Genomic DNA, 20,792 nt, shown 5'->3' with positions numbered 1-20,792 from the left:
AGAAAAATCCAAACACTAATAAGTATAGCTATTAATATATGATGCTTTATAGATGGATTTAGTTTATTCATGTAACAAAAATAATAATGTTCTTAAAATAGACATTCATTTTTATAATTTGTTACACCAATACATATTTAGAAAACACAAAAAGACCGTTTTCACGGTCTTCTTATATAGCTAATTGCAATACTTTTTTAAAGTACGTTGAGAATATCTTGGGGATCTGCTCTTAATTTGTAATCTTCTTCTAAAAAGTGATATGAAATCGTTCCGTTTTGCTCTACAACATACGTAGCTGCTATTGGAAGTTCCTGATTTTCATTTCCTTGATTCGTTTCTAAATCAATACCAAATTTTTCATATAATTCCTGCAATGCTGTTGGCAATTGATATACTAAATTCATACTGCGCACAACAATCATATCAATATCTGACAAGACTTCAAAAGTTAATTCGTTTTTTTCTGTTGTTGTTAATGAGTTATCGGGTAATTCAGGACCAATAACTACTAACTTAGCTCCTTTGGCTTCAAACTCAGGAACAGCTTGTTGTAAAGCACGTAACTGAATATTACAGTATGGGCACCAATTTCCACGATAAAAAGCAATGACTACTTTGCTTTCTTTCAATATATCATTGACATTTACTTGGTTTCCCAATGCATTTCCTAATACAATTTCAGGAAGTTGATCTCCAGTTTTTAAAGCTTTCTGAATCATTTCGCTTGCTACTAAATCATCAATAGCTTGTTTCATAATAGTTTGTGCTTCACCTGGATGACGTTTTATACTTGCGGCTGCAAATTCTTTTAACTGTGCTGTTAAACTCATATATATTTTTGTTTTTAGACAGTAAAATTTCTAAAACATTACAAATAAGTTGAACTATTTTGTAATCAACACATTAACGAATCCATATATATACAACACGACTATTGAATTCGTTATTAAAATCATAAAAAAATACATATTTAATTAATTTTATAGATAAAAAGTAGGGTGTTTTCAATATAAGCTGTTTAACTCCAAAGAAATTGCTAAACCTAAAAACTAAACTCTCACATGAAAAGAAAACTATGTTTAACGCTTACAGGCGTCCTAGCATTAGGATTTTCCTCGCTAACCTATGGACAAAATTGGCGAACCTCTATTCTTGATGAAAACAGTAACTATTTTGAAATTGTTGAACAAGAAAATCAAGTATTAGCTCCTTTAAGAAATAACACAGATAGAAAAAGTAGAAAAAAAGTTAAGCAATTTGAACGTTGGGCAGCTTTTTGGAAAGATCGTGTATTGCCAAATGGTAAATTTATGCCAGCTTCATACATGGCTAACCTTTGGAATACTGAGCAAGAACAACAACGTACTTCGGATAGTCCTGAAACAGTTGCTGATGTAGCTTGGTCACTTTTAGGTCCCATAACGCCACCCGTTTCAAATATTGGTTTCTATCCAGGAATGGGGCGTATAAATGCAGTTGCTTTTGCAGGAAATGACACAAATACTATGTATATTGGTACACCCGCAGGAGGAATTTGGAAAACAACTGATGGAGGAACAACTTGGACAGCACAAGGAGATGAATTTCCAAATATGGGAATCTCTGATATTGCTATAGACCCTACAAATACAAACATTGTATATGCTGCAACTGGAGATGTAGATGGTTTTCAAAATAGATCCGTAGGTGTATTAAAAACTACTGATGGAGGTAACAATTGGGCAATTACAGGCTTATCGTTTACATTAGGTCAAAGTAATATTATTTCAAAGGTATTGATTGATCCAAATAATGTAAATACAGTTTTCGCTACTACACGAAATAATATCAAGCGTACAACTGACGGGGGAACTACTTGGACAGACGTATTTACTGAAAATGCAGCTATTTTTAATGATATAGGCTATAAAGAAGGAAGTAATACAATTATGTATGCAACTTCTAGATCTGGACGTTTTTATGTTTCTACAGATAATGGAACTACATGGACAGTAGCAGCTAGACCGGCTTTTTCTCGATTAGATTTTGCAACTACGGCAGCTAATACTGATTTAATATTATCAATTGATAATTTTGGAAGAATTAGAAGATCTACAGATCAAGGAAGTATGTGGACACTTGTTGGAAACATTCCTGGCTTCAGCTCACAAGGTGGTTACAATGTTACTTTAGCAATTTCTCCAATAAATGAAAATTTAGTTTTAGCTGGTGGTGTTGATGGATGGCGTTCCACTGATGGAGGTGCTACATGGGAAAAATATTTAGATGGATATTGGGAAGCTGGAAATCCTTATTTTTATGTGCATTCTGATCATCATGATATGAAATTTGTTCCGGGAACTAATATGGCTATTTCTGTAAATGATGGTGGAATTTTTATGGGAGATGCACAATTAGATAATGCTTGGGCAGATTTATCTTCAGGAATTACTATTACACAATACTATAATGTATCTGGAACACCGCAAAATGCAAACTTATTAATTGCTGGAGCACAAGATAATGATATAGGACAATATGATGGAACCGATTGGATTGGAAGAAATCCAGGAAGTGATGGAGTTGAAGGTTTATGGGATTATTCTAACAGTGATATTGCGTGGACTTGTAGCCAAGCAGGAACTATGTTTAGAACAACTAATGGATTTGCTTCTTCACAATTTGTCCCTACACCAAATGGTGCTCCTTTTGTATGGGAATTAGAAATTCATCCAACTGTACCTACAACTATTTTTGGAGGTTTTGGAGATATTTATAGATCAGTAGATCAAGGAAACAATTGGACAAACTTAAATTCAGGTGTTGGAACTGTTGAATTTATCTCTATTGCTCCCTCTGATCCTGATGTAATTTATGTTTCAGGAAGTAATGGCGTACGTAGAACAACTAATGGAGGTCTTTTTTGGGCACCAGTTGCGTTACCACAAGCAGGAAATGTAAAAAGTATAGAAGTACATCCAACAAATCCTACCGAAGTATATATTGCATATTCTGGATATCAAGCAGGGAAAGTATATAAATCTACCACTAGTGGAGCCTTGTGGGTAGACATTACTGGGACATTACCAAACATTCCAACACATAAAATCCTGTACAGAACTGGAACTACAGATGGAGAGTTATTCCTAGCAACAGATTTAGGAGTATACTACAGAACTGATTCTGTTGGCGACTGGGTACGTTTAGGACAAGGATTGCCAAATGTAATTGTAAACGATATTGAAATTCACTATGCAACTAACAAACTACGTGCCGCTACATTTGGTAGAGGTGTTTGGGAAGTTGCTATTGACGAAGCTTCTTTATCTGTTGGGGAAACGCAATTACCACAAAATGCTGTAAAAGTATATCCAAACCCAACTATAGATAAAAAGTTTACTATATCATTACAAAATTTATCAGGAAATAAAAACATCCTTGTATACAACCTTATTGGTTCAGTTGTAAAAGAAATCAATACAACTGCTACTGAAGAAAAAATAGACTTAGATGGTTTTGCAAAAGGTTTATACATGGTAAAAATTAGTAATGACGGAAAAAGTATTATAAAGAAAATTGTTGTTAATTAATGAAACGGTTTTTAATATTATTTATATTATGTGTACTAACACTCAATATAATGGCGTGTGATGAAGGTATAAAGCTAATATCTTCTACAAAGCAAACCATTATACAAGGCACAGATATGACTAAGCCGTACACTAACTATCTTTTTGAGATAACACTGTTAAACACTATCGATCTTCATGTCGATAGTGTTTTAATTTATGATGCAGGCAAAACATATAAAGTGAATCATTATTTATCAAAAAAGAAGAACAATAAAAATTATACACTTAATGCTTCATTAAATGAAGGTAATTTCACGGTTGCTGACACAAAAAGTGCAACTAATGATGTCACTGAAAAAGCGATCATTTACTACAAAGCTAACGATACGAATGGTGCATTGAATATTTCAACATTCAAAGAAAAAACTATAACACGAAGGTAACGCCTTCACTCCTATTTACTACTAACCCAAAAATCCCAATACTCATAGAATATTGGGATTTTTTATGTTTTAAACTAGCTTATTAAAATCTAATACGCTAATACTTCCTTCAATACGTCTTCAAACTCGTTTTTAGCCAAATACTGCTGTTCTAAGCCTTGATCAAATGGAATTGGTGTTTCCATACTAGCCAAACGCTTTACAGGTCCGTCAAGGTATTCAAAACAGTTTTCCATAATCATAGCCGAAATATCGCTAGAAATACTTCCAAACAACGAATCTTCTTGTAAAATAATCGCTTTTCCTGTCTTTTTAACTGAAGCATAAATTGCCGCTGTATCTAATGGTTGTAAAGAACGTAAGTCAATTAAATCTGCTGAAATATCAGTATTCTTACCTAACACATCCAATGCCCAATGTACAGCTGCTCCGTAAGTGATAATCGTTATATCATTTCCTTCTTTTAATACCGAAGCTTTTCCTAATGGTAAGGTGTAATAATCAGTAGGTACATCTTCATAAATACTTCTATACAATGCTTTGTGTTCAAAGAATAATACTGGATTTGGGTCATTAATAGCGGCAGCTAACAAACCTTTTGCATCTTTCGGAAATGCTGGATATACTACTTTTAACCCTGGCGTTTTAGTAAACCAAGCTTCATTTGTTTGTGAATGAAAAGGTCCAGCACCAACACCTGCACCACATGGCATTCGAACCACTACATCTGCATTTTGATTCCAACGGTAATGTGATTTTGCTAATAAATTCACAATTGGATTGAATCCACTCGAAACAAAATCAGCAAATTGCATTTCCATAACAGCTTTCATTCCGTTTACAGAAACTCCATATGCCATTGAAACAATAGCCGATTCACAAATAGGTGTATTGCGTACGCGATCTCTTCCAAATTGATCTATAAACTTATCTGTAATTTTAAAAACACCACCATATTCAGCAATATCTTGTCCCATGACTATCAAGTCATCATGACGTTCCATTGATTGTTTTAATCCTTTCGAAACTGCATCTACAAAACGTATACTCTCAACTTCTTCATTACATATAACTTCCTCAAATAATGAATCTTGATACACGTCACTTAATTCTATACTTTTAGTAGAGCTTATTTTTTCTTCATCAAAAGCTTTTTGTAAATTTTCATTAATTTCAGCTTTAATTTCTTTTCGAAACTCTTCATCTTGTTCAGCTGTTAAAATACCCTCAAGTGTTAAAAAATCACGATAATTATCTATTGGATCTTTTGCTGCCCATTCTGCCATTAATTCCTTCGGAACGTACTTCGTACCACTCGCTTCTTCATGTCCACGCATTCTAAAGGTTTTAAACTCTAGCAAAATTGGTCTTGGGTTTTTACGTATACTATCTGCAAGTTCGGAAACCTTTGTATATACTTCTACAATATTATTTCCATCAATAATATGTGATTCCATTCCGTATCCTTTGGCTCTATCAGCTAAATGCTCACAATTATATTGCTCCGAAGTTGGTGTAGATAAACCATATCCATTATTTTCTATACAAAATAAAACTGGTAAACTCCATACAGAAGCTACGTTCAATGCTTCATGAAAATCTCCTTCACTTGTTCCCCCTTCACCAGTAAAAACAGCACATGCATGTTTATTATCTTTCAATTTATTTGCCAAAGCAATTCCGCTAGCAACGCCCATTTGTGGTCCTAAATGCGAAATCATTCCCACAATATTAAACTCTTGCGTACCAAAATGAAAACTACGATCACGTCCTTTGGTAAAACCATTGGCTTTTCCTTGCCATTGTGAAAACAAGCGAAATAAAGGGATTTCTCGTGTAGTAAATACACCTAAATTACGGTGCATTGGTAAAATATATTCCTCTTTTGTTAATGAAGAAGTAACTCCGACTGCAATTGCTTCTTGTCCAATTCCGCCAAACCATTTTGAGATTTTTCCCTGACGAAGAAGAATTAACATCTTCTCTTCTATCATTCTCGGCTTGAGCATTTTTTTATATAATGAGATCAACGTATCGTTGGTCAAATTTCCCTTGTCGTATAACATGAATTTGTGTCTGGTTGGTTGGTGTATGGTCACCATTAATTATATATTCAAAAATGACCAAAAAAAACGGTTCATCAAAAATTTTTTTGATAATATTTCTTTAGAAAAAAAGTAGCATCAATATCCAAGCATTTTTTTGATTTTATATATCAACTGACGCTTCTTATTAGTTTGATCTCCTACTGAACTTACATGTGGAAATGTATACAGTGGCTTTCTACGATTTAAAAAAGAACACAATTTGTTCCAATTGTCGCCATCTGCCAAATTCATTTCTAGAAAGTTAGGATTTCCTTCAAAAAAAGCCTTTACTTCTGCATTATGCATTTTAAATGTTTCAATATACAAATCTTCATTTCCTATTGGATCTCCATTTCCGTTGTAAATCCAACTATGAAATTTCCAATTCGGATTTCCTCCAAAATGATTTGAAACACTACGCATCCACTTTTGCGGATTTCTACTAGAAAGAATAAATTTTGCATTCGGATAGCGCTCGTGTAATTCTTTATAAAACCAGAACCAAGGCGTATCTTGAAAGGCATCATATGTGTCAAAAATTGACTCAATAGTATTCAATACTTCTTTCTTATTATTGAGAAATTCAATATCGGTATGATCTATACTTGGGAAAGCACCACAAACTCTATAGCCCAGCATTTGCAATGCTTTTCCTAGTGATGAAGTTCCTGTTTTATGAAATCCAATAACAAATATTTTCTCTTTTGGAGATATAAATAGCCGTCTAAATATGCCTTTTATAAACGAAATTGAAGGCGACATACTAACGCTTTTTTCTTTATTTGAAAATTCTGGAAATTTCATATACTAGGTATCGTATTAATTATCTTTAAAACTACTAACATTAACAGTAGTTATACAGCTAAAAAGTATTATTTTCAGGAGGTGAATATACTAAACTTTCCAACTGTATTTCTTTAATTCACCAAATTGTTAATAACTCTCTTTTTTGGACAGTATTTTTTTAGCTACATTTGTAACTATAAGCGATGAAACGCTATAAAGTTATTAACAATTTGGTTTTACCCTGATGTATATATTAGATAAATAAACCATGTGTTTTACAAATATTAAAACCTGAATTACATGAAAAATATTCCAAGTGTAAATCTTCAAGATTTCTTATCTGATGATCCGACAAGAAAACAAAAATTTATTGATGAAATAGGAAAAGCCTATGAAGACATTGGTTTTGTTGCCTTGAAAGGTCATTTTTTAAGTGATAAACTTGTAGATGATTTATATGATGAAATCAAGAAATTCTTTGGATTACCGTTAGAAACTAAAAGCAAATACGAAATTGAAGGTATTGGCGGGCAACGTGGATATGTTTCATTTGGAAAAGAAAGCGCAAAAGGTAGAAAAGTTGGTGATTTAAAAGAGTTTTGGCATTTTGGTCAGTATGTAGAAGATAATGATGCTTTAAAAGCCGAATACCCTGATAATGTAACAGTAGAAGAATTATCAGATTTTAATGCTGTTGGAAAGGAAACATATCAAATGCTTGAAAAAACAGGAATCTATGTATTAAGAGCGTTAGCTTTACATTTAGGTTTGGACGAATTCTACTTTGATAATTTTATTAAAAACGGAAACAGTATTTTACGTCCTATCCACTACCCACCAATTACAAGCGAACCAAAAGATGCAGTACGTGCAGCAGCACATGGAGATATCAACCTGATTACTTTGTTAATGGGATCACATGGTAAAGGATTGCAAGTACAACGACATGATGGCGAATGGCTTGACGCTATTGCTGAGCCAGATGAATTGGTAATTAATGTTGGAGACATGTTATCACGTCACAGTAATAACAAATTAAAATCTACAATTCACCGAGTAGTAAATCCACCAAGAGAACTTTGGGGAAGCTCGCGCTACTCTATTCCTTTCTTTATGCATCCTATTAGCGAAATGCCGTTAGATTGTTTAGAAAACTGTATTGACGAAGAAAACCCTAAAAAATTTGACGATATTACTGCAGGTCAATTCTTAAATGAACGACTTATTGAACTTGGTCTAGTAAAAAAGTAACACCATTCGGAATTACATATAAAAATTCCCAAGCGATACAAAAACACTAATAGCTCTTGCTGTTAGTGTTCTTTTTTTAAAAGCATCCAATTTAGTACTTTTCATACGCTAAATTGTGTATATTTAAAACAATAAACGAATTACAAGTATTTAGTATATAATGGCAAAGAAAAAACTTAGTAGTTTAGAAGACTTAGGAGGTTTTGTATTCTCCACAAATGATGATTTTGAACTCGAAAATAACTCTGCAGAAGAAACACTTTCTCCTAAAGAACAAAAACTAGAAGCACACTTTAGCAATAAAGGTCGTGGAGGAAAAATTGTAACGGTTGTAAAAGGTTTTGTTGGATTAGAAGACGATTTAAAAGCATTAGCCAAACTCTTAAAGGTAAAATGTGGAGTTGGTGGAAGCATCAAAGACAATGAAATCCTTATTCAAGGAAATTATCGTGATAAAATTATTCAAATATTACAAAAAGAAGGATATAATGTAAAACGTGTTGGTGGATGAAAATGACACAAAAAACACTTCATATTATTAATGGTGATAGTTTAGTATCACGACTTCACGATATCGGAATTCATGACGATCAATTAGTTTGGCGTGAAATGTTATGCGAAGGTAAAACTGTATTTAATTTAGCCTCTGACGATTTCAAAAACGCACGCGTCAATTATTTAGCACAGTTTGAAGCTACCGAAGAAACCTATGTAACATCGTTTCTAAAACCTTTATTAGAAACTAATTATAAAGAATACACTTCTATAGTATTATGGTTTGAATATGATGTATTTTGTCATATTAATATGATTGCCGCATTGAGCTATCTAAAAACCAAGAAATTAGATATTCCTATCTATTTAGTTTGCAGTGGCTGGATTCCTAAAGAAACACATTTAAAAGGCTTAGGTGAACTTACGGATAAACAATTACTAAAACACTACAACGAAAAAATTACACTCACAAAGTATGACATCATGTTAGCCAATGAATTATGGCGATTGTATTGTACAGATGATCATACAATTTTTAAGGAGTTTGTTACTCACAAATCTTCTTTTCCATATTTATCAAACTGTATAAGTGCGCATTTGAAGCGTTTTCCAGATGTTACTAACGGATTAAATATTTTAGAAACCAATATTCTAAAAATCATTAAAAAAGAAAAAATAAAAAGTATACACCATCTTACAGGCTATGTATTACAATATCAAGGATATTATGGTTTTGGTGATTTACAGATAAAAAATATAATTCATAAATTAGCTGGCTTTTTTGAAATACAAAAAGAACAGGTAGTTCTTAATAGACAAGGACATTTAGCACTTGATCATATTAAAAGTTTTTATGATCTAGTAACGGATGATACCATTTTTGGTGGTTGTAAGAAGTATGAATATTGTTATCATCCTACACAACAAATATTAACAAAACATGAGTAGAATAGCAGAATCAGAATTGATTTTAAACCCAGACGGAAGTATTTATCACTTAAACATTCTTCCCGAAGATATTGCATCAACTATTATAACTGTTGGTGATCCAGATAGAGTTTCTTCAGTAAGTAACTATTTTGATACGATTGAAGTTAAAAAAGGAAAACGTGAATTTATCACACACACAGGAACCTACAAAGGCAAACGAATTACTGTAATTTCTACAGGAATCGGAACCGACAATATTGATATTGTTTTCAACGAATTAGATGCTTTGGTGAATGTGGATTTTAACACACGACAAGTAAAAGACACACACAAACAATTAGACATTATCCGTATTGGAACTTCGGGTTCTATACAATCAAATATTCCTGTGGACAGTTTTTTAATCAGTGAATATGCCGTAGGATTTGACAGCTTACTACATTTTTATGATAGTGAACACGTTCAGGATACTGCCATTGCAGAAGCGTTTGCAAAGCATGCAGATTGGTTTGCAAAAAAATCAATGCCATACGTAGTGAAAGCTCACAAAGGTTTAGTCGACCAAATAGCGTCCGAACAAACTGTTTTAGGTTTTACTGCGACTAATGTTGGTTTTTACGGACCACAAAGTCGTAAAATACGTTTAAATCTTCAAGATGAAGGCTTAAATGATAAACTAGCTTCATTTAATTATGAAGGTACACAAATTACAAATTTAGAGATGGAAACTGCCGGAATTTACGGTTTGGCTAGTTTATTAGGACATAGAGCCATTTCTATGAATGCCATTATTGCAAACCGACCTTTGGGTCAATTTAGCAAAACACCTAAACAAACAGTTGATCAATTGATTCAATATACTTTAGGTAAATTAGTATAATACAAAAGTCTCAAATGAAGAAAATAAAAATTGGTGGAGTTCCTGAGCATTTCAACCTAGCTTGGTATCTTACACTTAAAGAACGTGCTTACGAGAAAGAAGGAATTGAGCTTCGTTGGAAAGATTATCCTGGTGGAACTGGCGCAATGTGTAAAGCGCTTAGAAGCGAAAAAATTGATATTGCTGTTATTCTTACAGAAGGAATTATTAAAGATATCATTGCTGGAAATCCTTCTAAAATAGTACAAACCTTTGTACAATCGCCTTTAATTTGGGGAATTCATGTAGCTGCAGATTCACCCTATAGCACTATAGATGATTTAAAAGGTACTAAGGCTGCCATAAGTCGTTATGGTTCAGGTTCGCATTTAATGGCGTATATAAATGCTGAAAACAATGATTGGGATACCGATAACTTAGATTTTGAAGTGATCAAAAATCTTGAAGGTGCTATTAATGGTTTAAATAAAGGCAAAGGTGATTATTTTATGTGGGAACACTTTACAACTAAACCTTTAGTAGATCAAGGGATTTTTAGACGAGTGCATGACTGTCCTACTCCTTGGCCGTGTTTTGTAATTGCTGTTCGAAATGAATTATTAGCAGAAGATGAAGAAACAGTTAAAACAATATTACGTATTATCAACGATATGACAACTGATTTCAAGCAAATTCCGAATATCGACGAAATGATTGCTGCACGATATGAACAACAATTAGAAGATGTACAAAAATGGTTGTCATTGACCGAATGGAGTCAAGAATTAATCGACGAAAAAACCATTACCAAAGTACAAGACAAACTACTCAGTTTAGACATTATTCCTGAAAAATGGAACTACAACGATCTGACTCACAAATTTCTATAAAAACAACGGCGAACTACTCTAGTTCGCTTTTTTTATACCAATCATACAAGTTACAAAGTTATTTATCAATAAACACACACGTATATCTACCTGTTCTCTTAGGGGGTTTTTCCCCTTTTGAAAAGGGGGAAAGTGTCGACGAATGGTTATTTTCCCTCTTCGAATAGTCAAAAAAGATCGTTTTTATGTAATTTAACGATAATTTAAACAGGTAAACGATTAAATGTTTCGGTTAACGACTCACTATATACATTTGTTTTCAGAAAGTAGTAAGGGCAAAACATTACTTTCTAGGCTTAAGAAAATCAATTTATCAGATTATTAACATTACAACTACTATCATTATGAAAAAATCATTATTATTAATCGCTGCAGCAGGTTTATTGTTAGCATCATGTGGATCTAACTGTATGGGAAAAGGTGTTAATTTTGCAGATACAGATGACGCAAAAGAAAATTACATCATGACAGCTGAAGACGCTTCTTGCGTAGAAGTTTACTAAGAAAAACTATCCAATTATATATACTTTCACAGGTTGTAACATTAAATGTTACAACCTTTTTTATTTTAAAGATATTTCTATCCTTAAAAAAACTTTTTACATTTGAACTGAAATTACTGTAAAATAAGGAAGTTTATCCCATAAAAATGCGAATTCCCTCATTAATAGTTGTTTCAAATAGTATAAAAAGCTATATTAGAGACATATTAGCAAAAACCAACAAGACTTATAAAGAATGAAAAAGTTAATCGTAGTATTACTAGTACTCCTTACCGCCTGTTCAAAAGACCTAGAAACTGATATTTCCAATGAACGAGATTTTAGCAAATTATTAGGTAAAAGAATCACCATTGAAGGAACAGCAAGCAATACGAAGTATGGAGCACTCGTTATTACGAATGACAATGCTTCTATTTGGATTGACAAATTAGAAAGTTGGCCTGCAGAATATAACGCTTCAGGAACGGATGGAAAAACCGTTATTGTTACTGGAGTTATTGTAGAAACATATGATTCTCCTGTACAAATACAAAAACGTGAAAGCGCATCGCAAAGTAAAGAAACACCAGCAACGAGTGCTACAGGCTCAGATAGCCCGACTCGTAGATATGTGATTAAAGATGCTACTTGGGGATTAATATCTAATTAACTACACATAAACACATTATTTAAAATATATAGAAATAACAGCTACTTATAAGTAGCTGTTATTTTTTTTAGGTATATCGTTTTTTTACAATTGACTTATAAGTGCTACCAATAGGAATTTCGACAGTTTCCACTAAAACAACATTCGATTTTATCTTCTTTAAACGATTTGTATTAACTATATACGATCTGTGAATTTGGATAAAGATGGAAGTATCTAACTTTTTCAACCAACTTGACAAACTACCAAGCGTTAATATTTTTTCTTCTAACGTAACAATTGCTACATAATCAAGTTCTGATTTAATGTAAAGAATATCATTCCGTTTTACTTTATGCGTTACTTTATCTGCGTAAATGAATATATATTCCGTATCATCTAACAATAATTTTGTGGTTCGTATTCTATTCACAGCCGTTAAAAAGCGAACATACGAAAACGGTTTTATCATATAATCAACAACAGCTTGTTCAAAAGCTTCAATAGCAAAATCTGGATAAGCCGTTGTAATAATAACTTTTGGAGGATTTGTAAGTGTTTTTAAAAAAGTCAAACCGTTTAATTCTGGTAATTCCATATCTAGAAACATAAAATCTACTATTTCTAGCCGTTCTTGCGGAATATCCAAACCTGATTCGTATACACCTATACAACTGATAAAGTTTGTCTTTTCAATATAATGCAATAGAATTGATTGCGCATTTTTTTCATCTTCTAGAATCATACATTTTAACATAAACGAAGTTTTAAAGTGACAATAAATTGATTTTTTTGATCGTCTATTTTTAATTCATGTTGATTTGGATATAATAATTCCAATCGTTTTTGAGTATTCTTCAACCCTACTCCGCTTGACTTCCAATCGTCGGTCAAAACATATGCAGCATTATACGGATTTTGACACTTAAAAAACAATTCCTCATCATTCACTTTCAATTGAATAACTATATTATGCTTTCCTTTTAATTTACTTGTATATTTAACTGCGTTTTCCACAAAAGTGATTAAAATCAAAGGTGAAATGATTACATTTTTATTCGTAATTTCTTCTGAAACTTCAAAAACAATTTTGTTTTCCCAACGCAAACTATTGATATAAATATAATCTTTAATGTGCTCCCAATCTAACTGAAGCGAAACCTGTTCTTTTTTACCTTCATGTAATACATATTTGAAATTATCAGATAGTTTCAAGATTAATTCCGAAGCTTTTGCATCATTTGTTAATGTATACGCATAAATATTATTCAACATATTAAACAAGAAGTGTGGATTTATCTGAGCTTTCAAATTTTTCAATTCTGCAACTCGAAGATGATTACTTAGTATGTATGATTTTTTAAAACTATAAAAACTATAAAATATCAAACCGACCAATGCATATTCACTCAAAACTCCTAATGCATGCGTTTTATACGAATAACCATCCAAATGATAGATATAAAGGTTTAGAATGTATTCAGAAAATAACACACCAAGAATTGTCATCACAGCAAAAAATAACAGTAAGACTGGAATTTTATAGCTATTACGCCAAGAAAAGAAAAAGCAATAACACGTATATACCGTAACTAAAAGCAATACAATATTACTATTTGCCGCAACCCATTGTACAAAAATATAATTACTGTCTGTATATTTAAATAACGGATACATAATATATAGTATCCAAAATATCAGATGTAAATACACTTCTTTTTTAATGATATTTTCAATACGAAATGATATCATGTATTTCTTATTTCTTTATTTCAGAAAGAATATTAGTTGCATTCGTATTTTCAGGATTTAAATCCAGTGATTTTTGATAGTTTTTAATTGCATTTATAGTATCTCCCAAAGCTAAAAAACACTCCCCGTAACTATCAAATGTATTGAAACCACTAGGGTACAACTCTGTATTTAGCTTAAAAATAGCTAGTGCATCTTTAGTATTTCCACTAGTCATTATACTATATCCAAATACATTGATACCGCTTTCAGATAAGTCGTACTTTGATGCTTTTAAATCTTCATTTTTGATGAATGTGATAATTTCTACAATCGATTTTCCTGACGCTGTCAACTCGGATAGTTGTTTGCTATTCATCTTTTTTACACGTTCACGTTGTTCTGCTAAAGTTTGCACACCATATTCCAAACGTACGTCATCAGTGATTTTTGTAGTATCCATCTTTGATAATTTCCACAATTCACCTTGTTGTCTTTCATATTGCGTACCATAAATTTGTGGTTCATTTTTACTTAACAAATATCTATCGGTAGCTGCTGCCAATAACCACTTATCCGCTGTACTATCTAAATCAACTGATTTTTGCATAAGTCGCACAGCCATTCCATAATCTGTAGAATCACGTCCGTGTTGGAAAATCATGGCCGCGTTGTGATAATCTAACGAAGTATTCACTTTGTTTTCTGCCAACAATTCACGAACTCGAACCCTATGCAAACTATCATTTTTAGACACAACTTTCCAGTCTATATTATCAACTTTGCGCGATGCCTGATCTTGTTTATAAATTTCTTTCAATTCTTCATTGTCAGCCAACATAACCGCTTTTTGTGTTGTTTCTGCTTGTTCTTTCGGTTGATCTTTACAAGCATGTAGTAACATAATACTTAAAATTAGAATTACTTTTTTCATACGATTTTTTTTGATTGCTATTCGTTTTTTTGATTGTTGACACAAACTTCTAAAACTTCCTCTAATTTATCAAAAAACATCTATCGACTTCCCTTTTTCATCTATGAAATTGTAAATATGAAGTATTATCAATCTAATACATTGCTATTTATGATTTCTTTATGACTCTATAAAAATTTGTTAAAAGGAGAGCATCTTCATTATAAAAAATTTACAAATTTCCTTATATTTTACTTAAATAAAAATACTATTTCAAAGTAATTAGCATCACTTTTCCATGATATTTTGATTCTAATTGATATTTTGAATTTTCGCTAATCGTTCTTAAAAATGCTTGCACATCAGACATATCAGCATTGTCGACATAAATAATAGTGTCTTTTTGAAAATTAGACTCTAGCATTTGAAATAATGGTAGGTATAAATCTTTCCAACCATCTAGCAATAAAAAATCTATTGCTTTGCTATAATTATTCAACGTTTCTAAAGCATTTCCGATTCTCATTTCAATCAATTCGTTTACACCTGCTTTTGTGAAATTTTGAATAGCTTTTTTAGCTTTTGATTCAATTAGTTCTGTTGTAACAATATAACCGCTTGTTTCCATCGCCGCTTGCGCTAGATATAAAGTTGAGATTCCAAATGAAGTTCCAAATTCAACAATATTTTTACTATTGCTCTCTTGTATGAGCTCTATTAAATTTTCTCCCTGTTCTTTTGAGATAGAAAGATACGCTTCTTTAAAATCAGCAGGTTGCAAAGGTCTAAAGATTCCTTTTGCGATGCCTTTCGCCATTTTTATATAATCATTTTTTGAATCTTTGAATAATTCATTAATGACCATTTCTATTTGTTTTTTCGTTGTTACTATTTGCATTTCTTTAATTTTTTGAGTTAAAAAAAGGAACATCAAACATGTTGATATTCCTTTTATAGTTAGTAATTCGAGGGATTTTTAAAATTTTCCGTTCTCATTTTTCCATCCTGATTTTGGAGGAATTGCAGAAATTACATCCCAATGTTCTACAATTTGACCGTTTTCTAATCGAAATAAGTCATAAAACGCTGTGTGTTCTCCTTTTCCAAATTTTCCTTCACTCATAGTCAATACAAAATTTCCTTGCCCAAGTACTTTATGAAGTTTCGTATATTCCATTACCAATCCGTTTTCAGCAAAATACTTCATTGCAGCTCCAAAACCATCCAAACCATCAGCTACCGCTGGATTATGTTGCAAGTATTTTTCAGGATTGATATACGTAGTTAGTTTATCCATTTCGTGATTTAGCAATACGTTTTCTATGAACCCTTTCACAATTTCCTTATTTTCAGCTGTTTTATCTAAATCCGTAATTTCAGTAGTTCCATCAAACTGAGTTCTTCCGCTTGGATTTGCTGGTTGAGTTTCCAATAAGTTATCCCAATGCTCTACAATTTTCCCGTCTTCGAAACGAAATACATCGAAACCTGCTTTAGGTCCAAAGAAATCATATTCTGTATGCGTTACTACATAATTTCCATCTTCAAAAGCTCTTATTACATTTGCTTTAAAACCTTGTGGTGGTGCATGCTGCATAACTTCTCCAAAACCTTGTAGGCCGTCACCAACAGCTAGATTGTGTTGAATGTATTTTTCAGGATTGATATACGAAATAGGTGTTGTATCGCCTGTATTGAAACTGTTTAATAGTGCTACTACTTTGTCTTTTTTTGATAATTCCATTGTATTATTTTTTAATGATTTAAGTGTTTGATAACGTCCAATATGAATTGATGATTGATTCATCATTCCCATAAATTCTTTAGCAATAGGATTTTGCATAAATGGTTTTAATGCTTTATCAGAATTGGTTTTTGTATCCCAATACACAGCTACTACTTGCGTCCCTTTTTCGTTTTCCCCAATAATTCGCTGTAAAAAACCTTCTTGTTTTACTGTAAATCCAGTTTCAACCTTTTTATTAGTTTCCTGAAAAACTTCTAGATTCGCATCAGCCTTAGTGTCAAAAGACATCACCTCAATAAAATCACTTGTAGTTGCTTTGAAAGCATCATTATTATTGTAGCGTGCCATTTTCATAGAATTTCCATCAATCATAGCCGCAAAATCAGCTACAGATGTATCATTCATAAATTTTTGCATGGATGCTTCTGCAGCTGACATTGTACTCCAATACACTAACACAACATATTCGCCGTGTTCATTTACACCACTTTGGCGTTTAATAAAACCTGGTTGTTTACTTGTGTAATTTGTTTCAACTTCCGCATCTAACTTGTTGAATTCAATAGAGTTTGCAGTAGATTTTAATTTGAAAGTTGTAACTTCTAATACAGATTGATCGTTTTGACAACTTGTAAATAGTAGCCCAATAATTCCTAGTACTAATAATTTGAATTTCATGATCCGTTTTTTTGTTATTTGTAACTGGTACAAAATTGAAAAAACGTTTAATTTTAGCGATTATCAAACTGAAACAAAAAATAGTAAAAGTATAACTAGCCTATAATTGTTTTCTAAATTTCAATGGAGTTAGCTGTGTATTTTTTTTGAAGAATTTGATCATATTTGCAGGCTCATCAAACCCTGTTGTGTAACTTATTTCCTTTACAGATAAAGAAGTAGAAGCCAAATAACGCTTTATTTCAATAGTCACAAAATCATCAATAAAAGCTTTGACGGTTTTACCAGTTGTTTTTTTAACTACATCATTTAAAAATTTATATGAAATATGTAAATCAGCAGCATAACTTCTTGAATTTCTTTTATTTGCATAATTTAACTCAAGCAGTGTTTTAAATTCATTAAATACTTGTAACCAATGTGATTTAACCGTATTTATGGATTGTTCGTGCTTTACTCTTTCTGCTTTAAGCAATATAATATTGATATACGCACGAAGCATTTCTACTTTTGCAAAATTATTGGGAAGTCTATATTCAAAATAGAGTTTTTGAATAATACTTATAAATTCGTCTTCGCCAATTTCTTCAGGATGTATTACAGGAACTTCCAAATGGTAATTATATAACCTATTTAGCGTGTTATTTTTAGAAAATAAATAGTTTTTTTCTAAGAAATGACTATTTAAAATAATTGTAAAACCTGCTGCTTTTTGAAAATCTTCTGTAAAGTGATGTACTTGATTTTTAGCTATAAAAATTACGCTTCCCTCTTTTAAATCATAACATTTAAAATCTACATAATGTGCGTAGGTATTTTTTGTAACAACTAAAATAATATAAAACTGAATTTTGTGTGGTGCAAAAGGATCATGACCATCAACACTTGTAAGTTTTTTGTAGGTTTCAGCAAAAGTCATTACTTCAATATCAAGTGTAGCATTTGACTTAAAAGCAATTTTTGGTAAAACCTGTTCCATGCTATAAAAGTAAGGAATTTAAAAATATATTAAATTAAAAAACCGCTATTGTAAGTACAGTAGCGGTTTTCTGTTTAATTCGAAGATTTAAAGAATCTAAGAAATCTATATTTTAATGATCATCATGATGTTCACTATGATTTCCGAATGGTTTGATGATAATTCCTAAACTAAAGATAAAACCATCTGTTGGCGCATATATTTCTGGAAATGTTGGATTGCTATGCGGTGGCGTTACCAATGGTGAAAAACGGCTTTGTCTTCTATCGGTAAAGTTTTCAAAGTTGGCATAAATTCCGCCCCAATCAAAGTTTCGCATTGCTAAGAATCCCATCGAAATAAAATCAGTAGTTTTTGTACCATTTGATAATACTTGTGAACCCGTATAATAGGTTTCATATCCTAAACGCCAAGTGCTAGTTTCATACATAATTACACTTCCTGCATTGTGCTTAGCTGTTAATGGTTTTTGTGGATTTCCTGGCAAATAACGAAGTTTAGCATCAATCAGCGCATAGTTTACAAACCATTTGAAATCATTATATGAGAATTTAATATTGGTTTCTGCTCCTTTACTTAAGATTTCTCCGTCTGCATTTTGATATTGAAATAGGTTATCTGCATTTAAATTTAACAACAATCCATTATCAATAGAAGTTACATAAAATAATTGATTGATAGAAAAACCAACAGTTTCATTAAAGATTTTAGTTTTATAGTTAAAATCTAGGTTTAAACCGTATGAGCGTTCAGCTTTTAGTAAATTTTCATCAATTCTTAACACATTTTCAAAGTTGATAAACTCTGCTTCTTCAGTAAATAAATCAGGTGTTTTATATCCTAATCCACCACCTAATCTACTTGAAAATCCAGTATCATTTTTATATAATAACGAAACTCTTGGCAACACAAAAATTCCCCAACCTTTTGCAAAATCAGTACGTAAACCAGTTTCTAGAATCCAATTGTCCGATAAATCGAAATTTGAATTTACAAAAGCTCCAAATGTAACATCAGTTTGATCGCGTTGCAATGGCGCGCTATCATCTTCATTAAAATTGGTTGTATATAGGTTAGCTCCTAAAGTCCAATCATTTTTATCATAATTGTGTTGTATTGTCACTTCACTAAAGGAATTTAATTGCTTTCCTTTGAATTGCATATTGGGAACATTCAACTCACGATCAAAGAATGAAAAACTGTTTTTTATATTGAATACACGTGTAGAATCTAACTTTGTAGTATATACAATTTGACTACTTAAACGTTTCGAAATGTTTTCTTCAGTATATTGATGAATTCCATTTTGTCCATTTTCTATTTTATCAACATCTCCACCAATACGATCGTCATAACTAGCATTTAATCCAATCCAAAATGTAGTGTCTTCAGATGGATAGTAGTAAAATTTTGGATTAAATGCCACAGAAGTAGTTTCAGGCAAATTGCTAAATCCATCATCTTCCGGATCGTATACTTTTTGATAGTTTCCAGAAGCATATAAACTCATACCGTATTTTTCATTTCGTTTGCTATAAAAAACATTCGCCGTACTTCCTAAGGCATGAGTTTGCGTGAACATAATATCTAATTCAGGCTCAAAACCTGGCGTTTTAGATACTAAATTTACCAAACCTGCAATTGCACCACCACCGTATAAAGTAGAAGCACTTCCTTTGATTATTTCAAATTGTTTTAAATCTAAGGGTGGAATTTGCATGATACTTAATCCACTTGAAAATCCTCCAAATAAAGGAAAACCATCACGTAATAACTGTGTATAACGTCCGTCCAAACCTTGAATACGAATGTTTTGGTTTCCACTACTTAAAGAAGTTTGCTGCATTTGAATTCCGGTACTTTCACGTAATACCATAGAAATATTGGTAGGATTCATCATGTTTTTTTCTCCTAGCTCTTCGCCTCCTATTACTTCTATTCGTGTTGGAATTCGTCGGATATCACGTGTAGTACGCGTAGCTTCAATTATAACGGTATTTAATGCGCCTTTGCTTTCTTCTAAATAAAATTCTATCACATTACTTGTCGGAAGTGTGATTGATGTTTCAATCGTTTTAAACCCAACAAAAGAAATCATTAGCTTGTGTGTTCCGTTTGGAATTCCTGTAAAAGTTGCTATCCCATCATTATTGGTTATTGCACCTTTTTTAAGGTCTTCAAACAACACGTTTGCACCTAGTAATGGTTCTTTTTCATGTTCTGAGAATACTTTTATATTGATGTCACTGTTTTGTGCGTTGACAACTCCGCATATGATACATAGGAACAAAACGCTCCATATACGTATTTGCATAATA

At 32.1% G+C, this 20,792-nt stretch carries 19 protein-coding genes; 9 read left to right on the top strand and 10 right to left on the bottom strand.

All coding sequences use genetic code 11. From position 1 onward, the window contains the following. Positions 1-197: 197 nt before the first annotated feature. Positions 198-833 carry a peroxiredoxin-like family protein gene (locus Q0828_RS12140; protein WP_298420969.1) on the bottom strand — a complete coding sequence of 212 codons (636 nt, stop codon included), beginning with the start codon at positions 831-833 and terminating at the stop codon, positions 198-200. 231 nt (positions 834-1,064) lie between these two features. Here Q0828_RS12140 and Q0828_RS12135 point away from each other — a divergent pair, with 231 nt between their 5' ends. After that, the gene (locus Q0828_RS12135) at positions 1,065-3,572 is read left to right on the top strand and encodes a T9SS type A sorting domain-containing protein (protein ID WP_298420967.1); all 2,508 of its coding nucleotides are present in this window, start codon (positions 1,065-1,067) and stop codon (positions 3,570-3,572) included. 50 nt (positions 3,573-3,622) lie between these two features. After that, positions 3,623-3,997, top strand: a complete 375-nt coding sequence (locus Q0828_RS12130) for a hypothetical protein (RefSeq protein ID WP_298420965.1) — start codon at positions 3,623-3,625, stop codon at positions 3,995-3,997. Positions 3,998-4,086: 89 nt separating this feature from the next. Here the strand turns inward: Q0828_RS12130 and Q0828_RS12125 are convergent, their stop codons facing one another. Continuing rightward, a complete protein-coding gene (locus tag Q0828_RS12125; RefSeq protein WP_298420962.1) occupies positions 4,087-6,063 on the bottom strand; it encodes a dehydrogenase E1 component subunit alpha/beta in 1,977 nt (658 codons plus the stop codon). 117 nt (positions 6,064-6,180) lie between these two features. Further along, the gene (locus Q0828_RS12120) at positions 6,181-6,888 is read right to left on the bottom strand and encodes a sulfotransferase family protein (protein ID WP_298420959.1); all 708 of its coding nucleotides are present in this window, start codon (positions 6,886-6,888) and stop codon (positions 6,181-6,183) included. 282 nt (positions 6,889-7,170) lie between these two features. On the opposite strand from Q0828_RS12120, the gene Q0828_RS12115 reads away from it, so the two are divergent. The 7 genes from Q0828_RS12115 to Q0828_RS12085 all read left to right on the top strand — a co-directional run bounded on the left by Q0828_RS12115 (position 7,171) and on the right by Q0828_RS12085 (position 12,447). Then, positions 7,171-8,121 (top strand): 2-oxoglutarate and iron-dependent oxygenase domain-containing protein, encoded by a 951-nt coding sequence (locus Q0828_RS12115; RefSeq protein WP_298420957.1) that lies wholly within the window; start codon positions 7,171-7,173, stop codon positions 8,119-8,121. A gap of 160 nt (positions 8,122-8,281) precedes the next feature. Next, the gene (locus tag Q0828_RS12110) at positions 8,282-8,632 is read left to right on the top strand and encodes a translation initiation factor (RefSeq protein WP_298420955.1); all 351 of its coding nucleotides are present in this window, start codon (positions 8,282-8,284) and stop codon (positions 8,630-8,632) included. Further along, positions 8,629-9,564: a DUF1835 domain-containing protein gene (locus tag Q0828_RS12105; RefSeq protein WP_298420953.1), complete on the top strand. Its 936-nt coding sequence runs from the start codon at positions 8,629-8,631 to the stop codon at positions 9,562-9,564. The genes Q0828_RS12110 and Q0828_RS12105 overlap by 4 nt, the downstream gene beginning before the upstream one ends. After that, positions 9,557-10,426 carry a nucleoside phosphorylase gene (locus tag Q0828_RS12100; RefSeq protein WP_298420951.1) on the top strand — a complete coding sequence of 290 codons (870 nt, stop codon included), beginning with the start codon at positions 9,557-9,559 and terminating at the stop codon, positions 10,424-10,426. The genes Q0828_RS12105 and Q0828_RS12100 overlap by 8 nt, the downstream gene beginning before the upstream one ends. A gap of 14 nt (positions 10,427-10,440) precedes the next feature. After that, on the top strand, positions 10,441-11,295 hold the full coding sequence (locus tag Q0828_RS12095) for a substrate-binding domain-containing protein (RefSeq protein ID WP_298420949.1): 855 nt from the start codon (positions 10,441-10,443) through the stop codon (positions 11,293-11,295). Between the two features lie 344 nt (positions 11,296-11,639). After that, the gene (locus tag Q0828_RS12090; RefSeq protein ID WP_298420947.1) at positions 11,640-11,798 is read left to right on the top strand and encodes a hypothetical protein; all 159 of its coding nucleotides are present in this window, start codon (positions 11,640-11,642) and stop codon (positions 11,796-11,798) included. Positions 11,799-12,033: 235 nt separating this feature from the next. Next, a complete protein-coding gene (locus tag Q0828_RS12085; RefSeq protein ID WP_298420945.1) occupies positions 12,034-12,447 on the top strand; it encodes a hypothetical protein in 414 nt (137 codons plus the stop codon). A gap of 67 nt (positions 12,448-12,514) precedes the next feature. On the opposite strand, the gene Q0828_RS12080 is transcribed toward Q0828_RS12085, so the two are convergent. The 7 genes from Q0828_RS12080 to Q0828_RS12050 form a co-directional block, all read right to left on the bottom strand. Further along, entirely contained in the window at positions 12,515-13,171 is a 657-nt protein-coding gene (locus Q0828_RS12080; protein WP_298420943.1) for a LytTR family DNA-binding domain-containing protein, read from the bottom strand. A 5-nt stretch (positions 13,172-13,176) separates the two neighbouring features. Next, positions 13,177-14,178, bottom strand: a complete 1,002-nt coding sequence (locus Q0828_RS12075) for a histidine kinase (RefSeq protein ID WP_298420942.1) — start codon at positions 14,176-14,178, stop codon at positions 13,177-13,179. Between the two features lie 7 nt (positions 14,179-14,185). After that, positions 14,186-15,091, bottom strand: a complete 906-nt coding sequence (locus Q0828_RS12070; protein ID WP_298420941.1) for a tetratricopeptide repeat protein — start codon at positions 15,089-15,091, stop codon at positions 14,186-14,188. A 247-nt stretch (positions 15,092-15,338) separates the two neighbouring features. Next, positions 15,339-15,968, bottom strand: coding sequence for a class I SAM-dependent methyltransferase (locus Q0828_RS12065; RefSeq protein ID WP_298420940.1), 630 nt, complete (start codon positions 15,966-15,968; stop codon positions 15,339-15,341). 78 nt (positions 15,969-16,046) lie between these two features. Further along, positions 16,047-17,495, bottom strand: a complete 1,449-nt coding sequence (locus tag Q0828_RS12060) for a nuclear transport factor 2 family protein (protein WP_298420939.1) — start codon at positions 17,493-17,495, stop codon at positions 16,047-16,049. A 100-nt stretch (positions 17,496-17,595) separates the two neighbouring features. Then, complete coding sequence (locus tag Q0828_RS12055) at positions 17,596-18,474, bottom strand: helix-turn-helix transcriptional regulator (RefSeq protein WP_298420938.1); 879 nt, start codon at positions 18,472-18,474, stop codon at positions 17,596-17,598. A 112-nt stretch (positions 18,475-18,586) separates the two neighbouring features. Continuing rightward, complete coding sequence (locus Q0828_RS12050; protein WP_298420937.1) at positions 18,587-20,788, bottom strand: TonB-dependent receptor; 2,202 nt, start codon at positions 20,786-20,788, stop codon at positions 18,587-18,589. Between the last annotated feature and the right edge of the window lie 4 nt (positions 20,789-20,792).

The sequence above is a fragment of the uncultured Kordia sp. genome (assembly GCF_947496985.1).
GTDB lineage: Bacteria > Bacteroidota > Bacteroidia > Flavobacteriales > Flavobacteriaceae > Kordia.
Note: the sequence above shows the minus strand (reverse complement) of the source record. Positions and strands in the feature narration are given on the sequence as shown.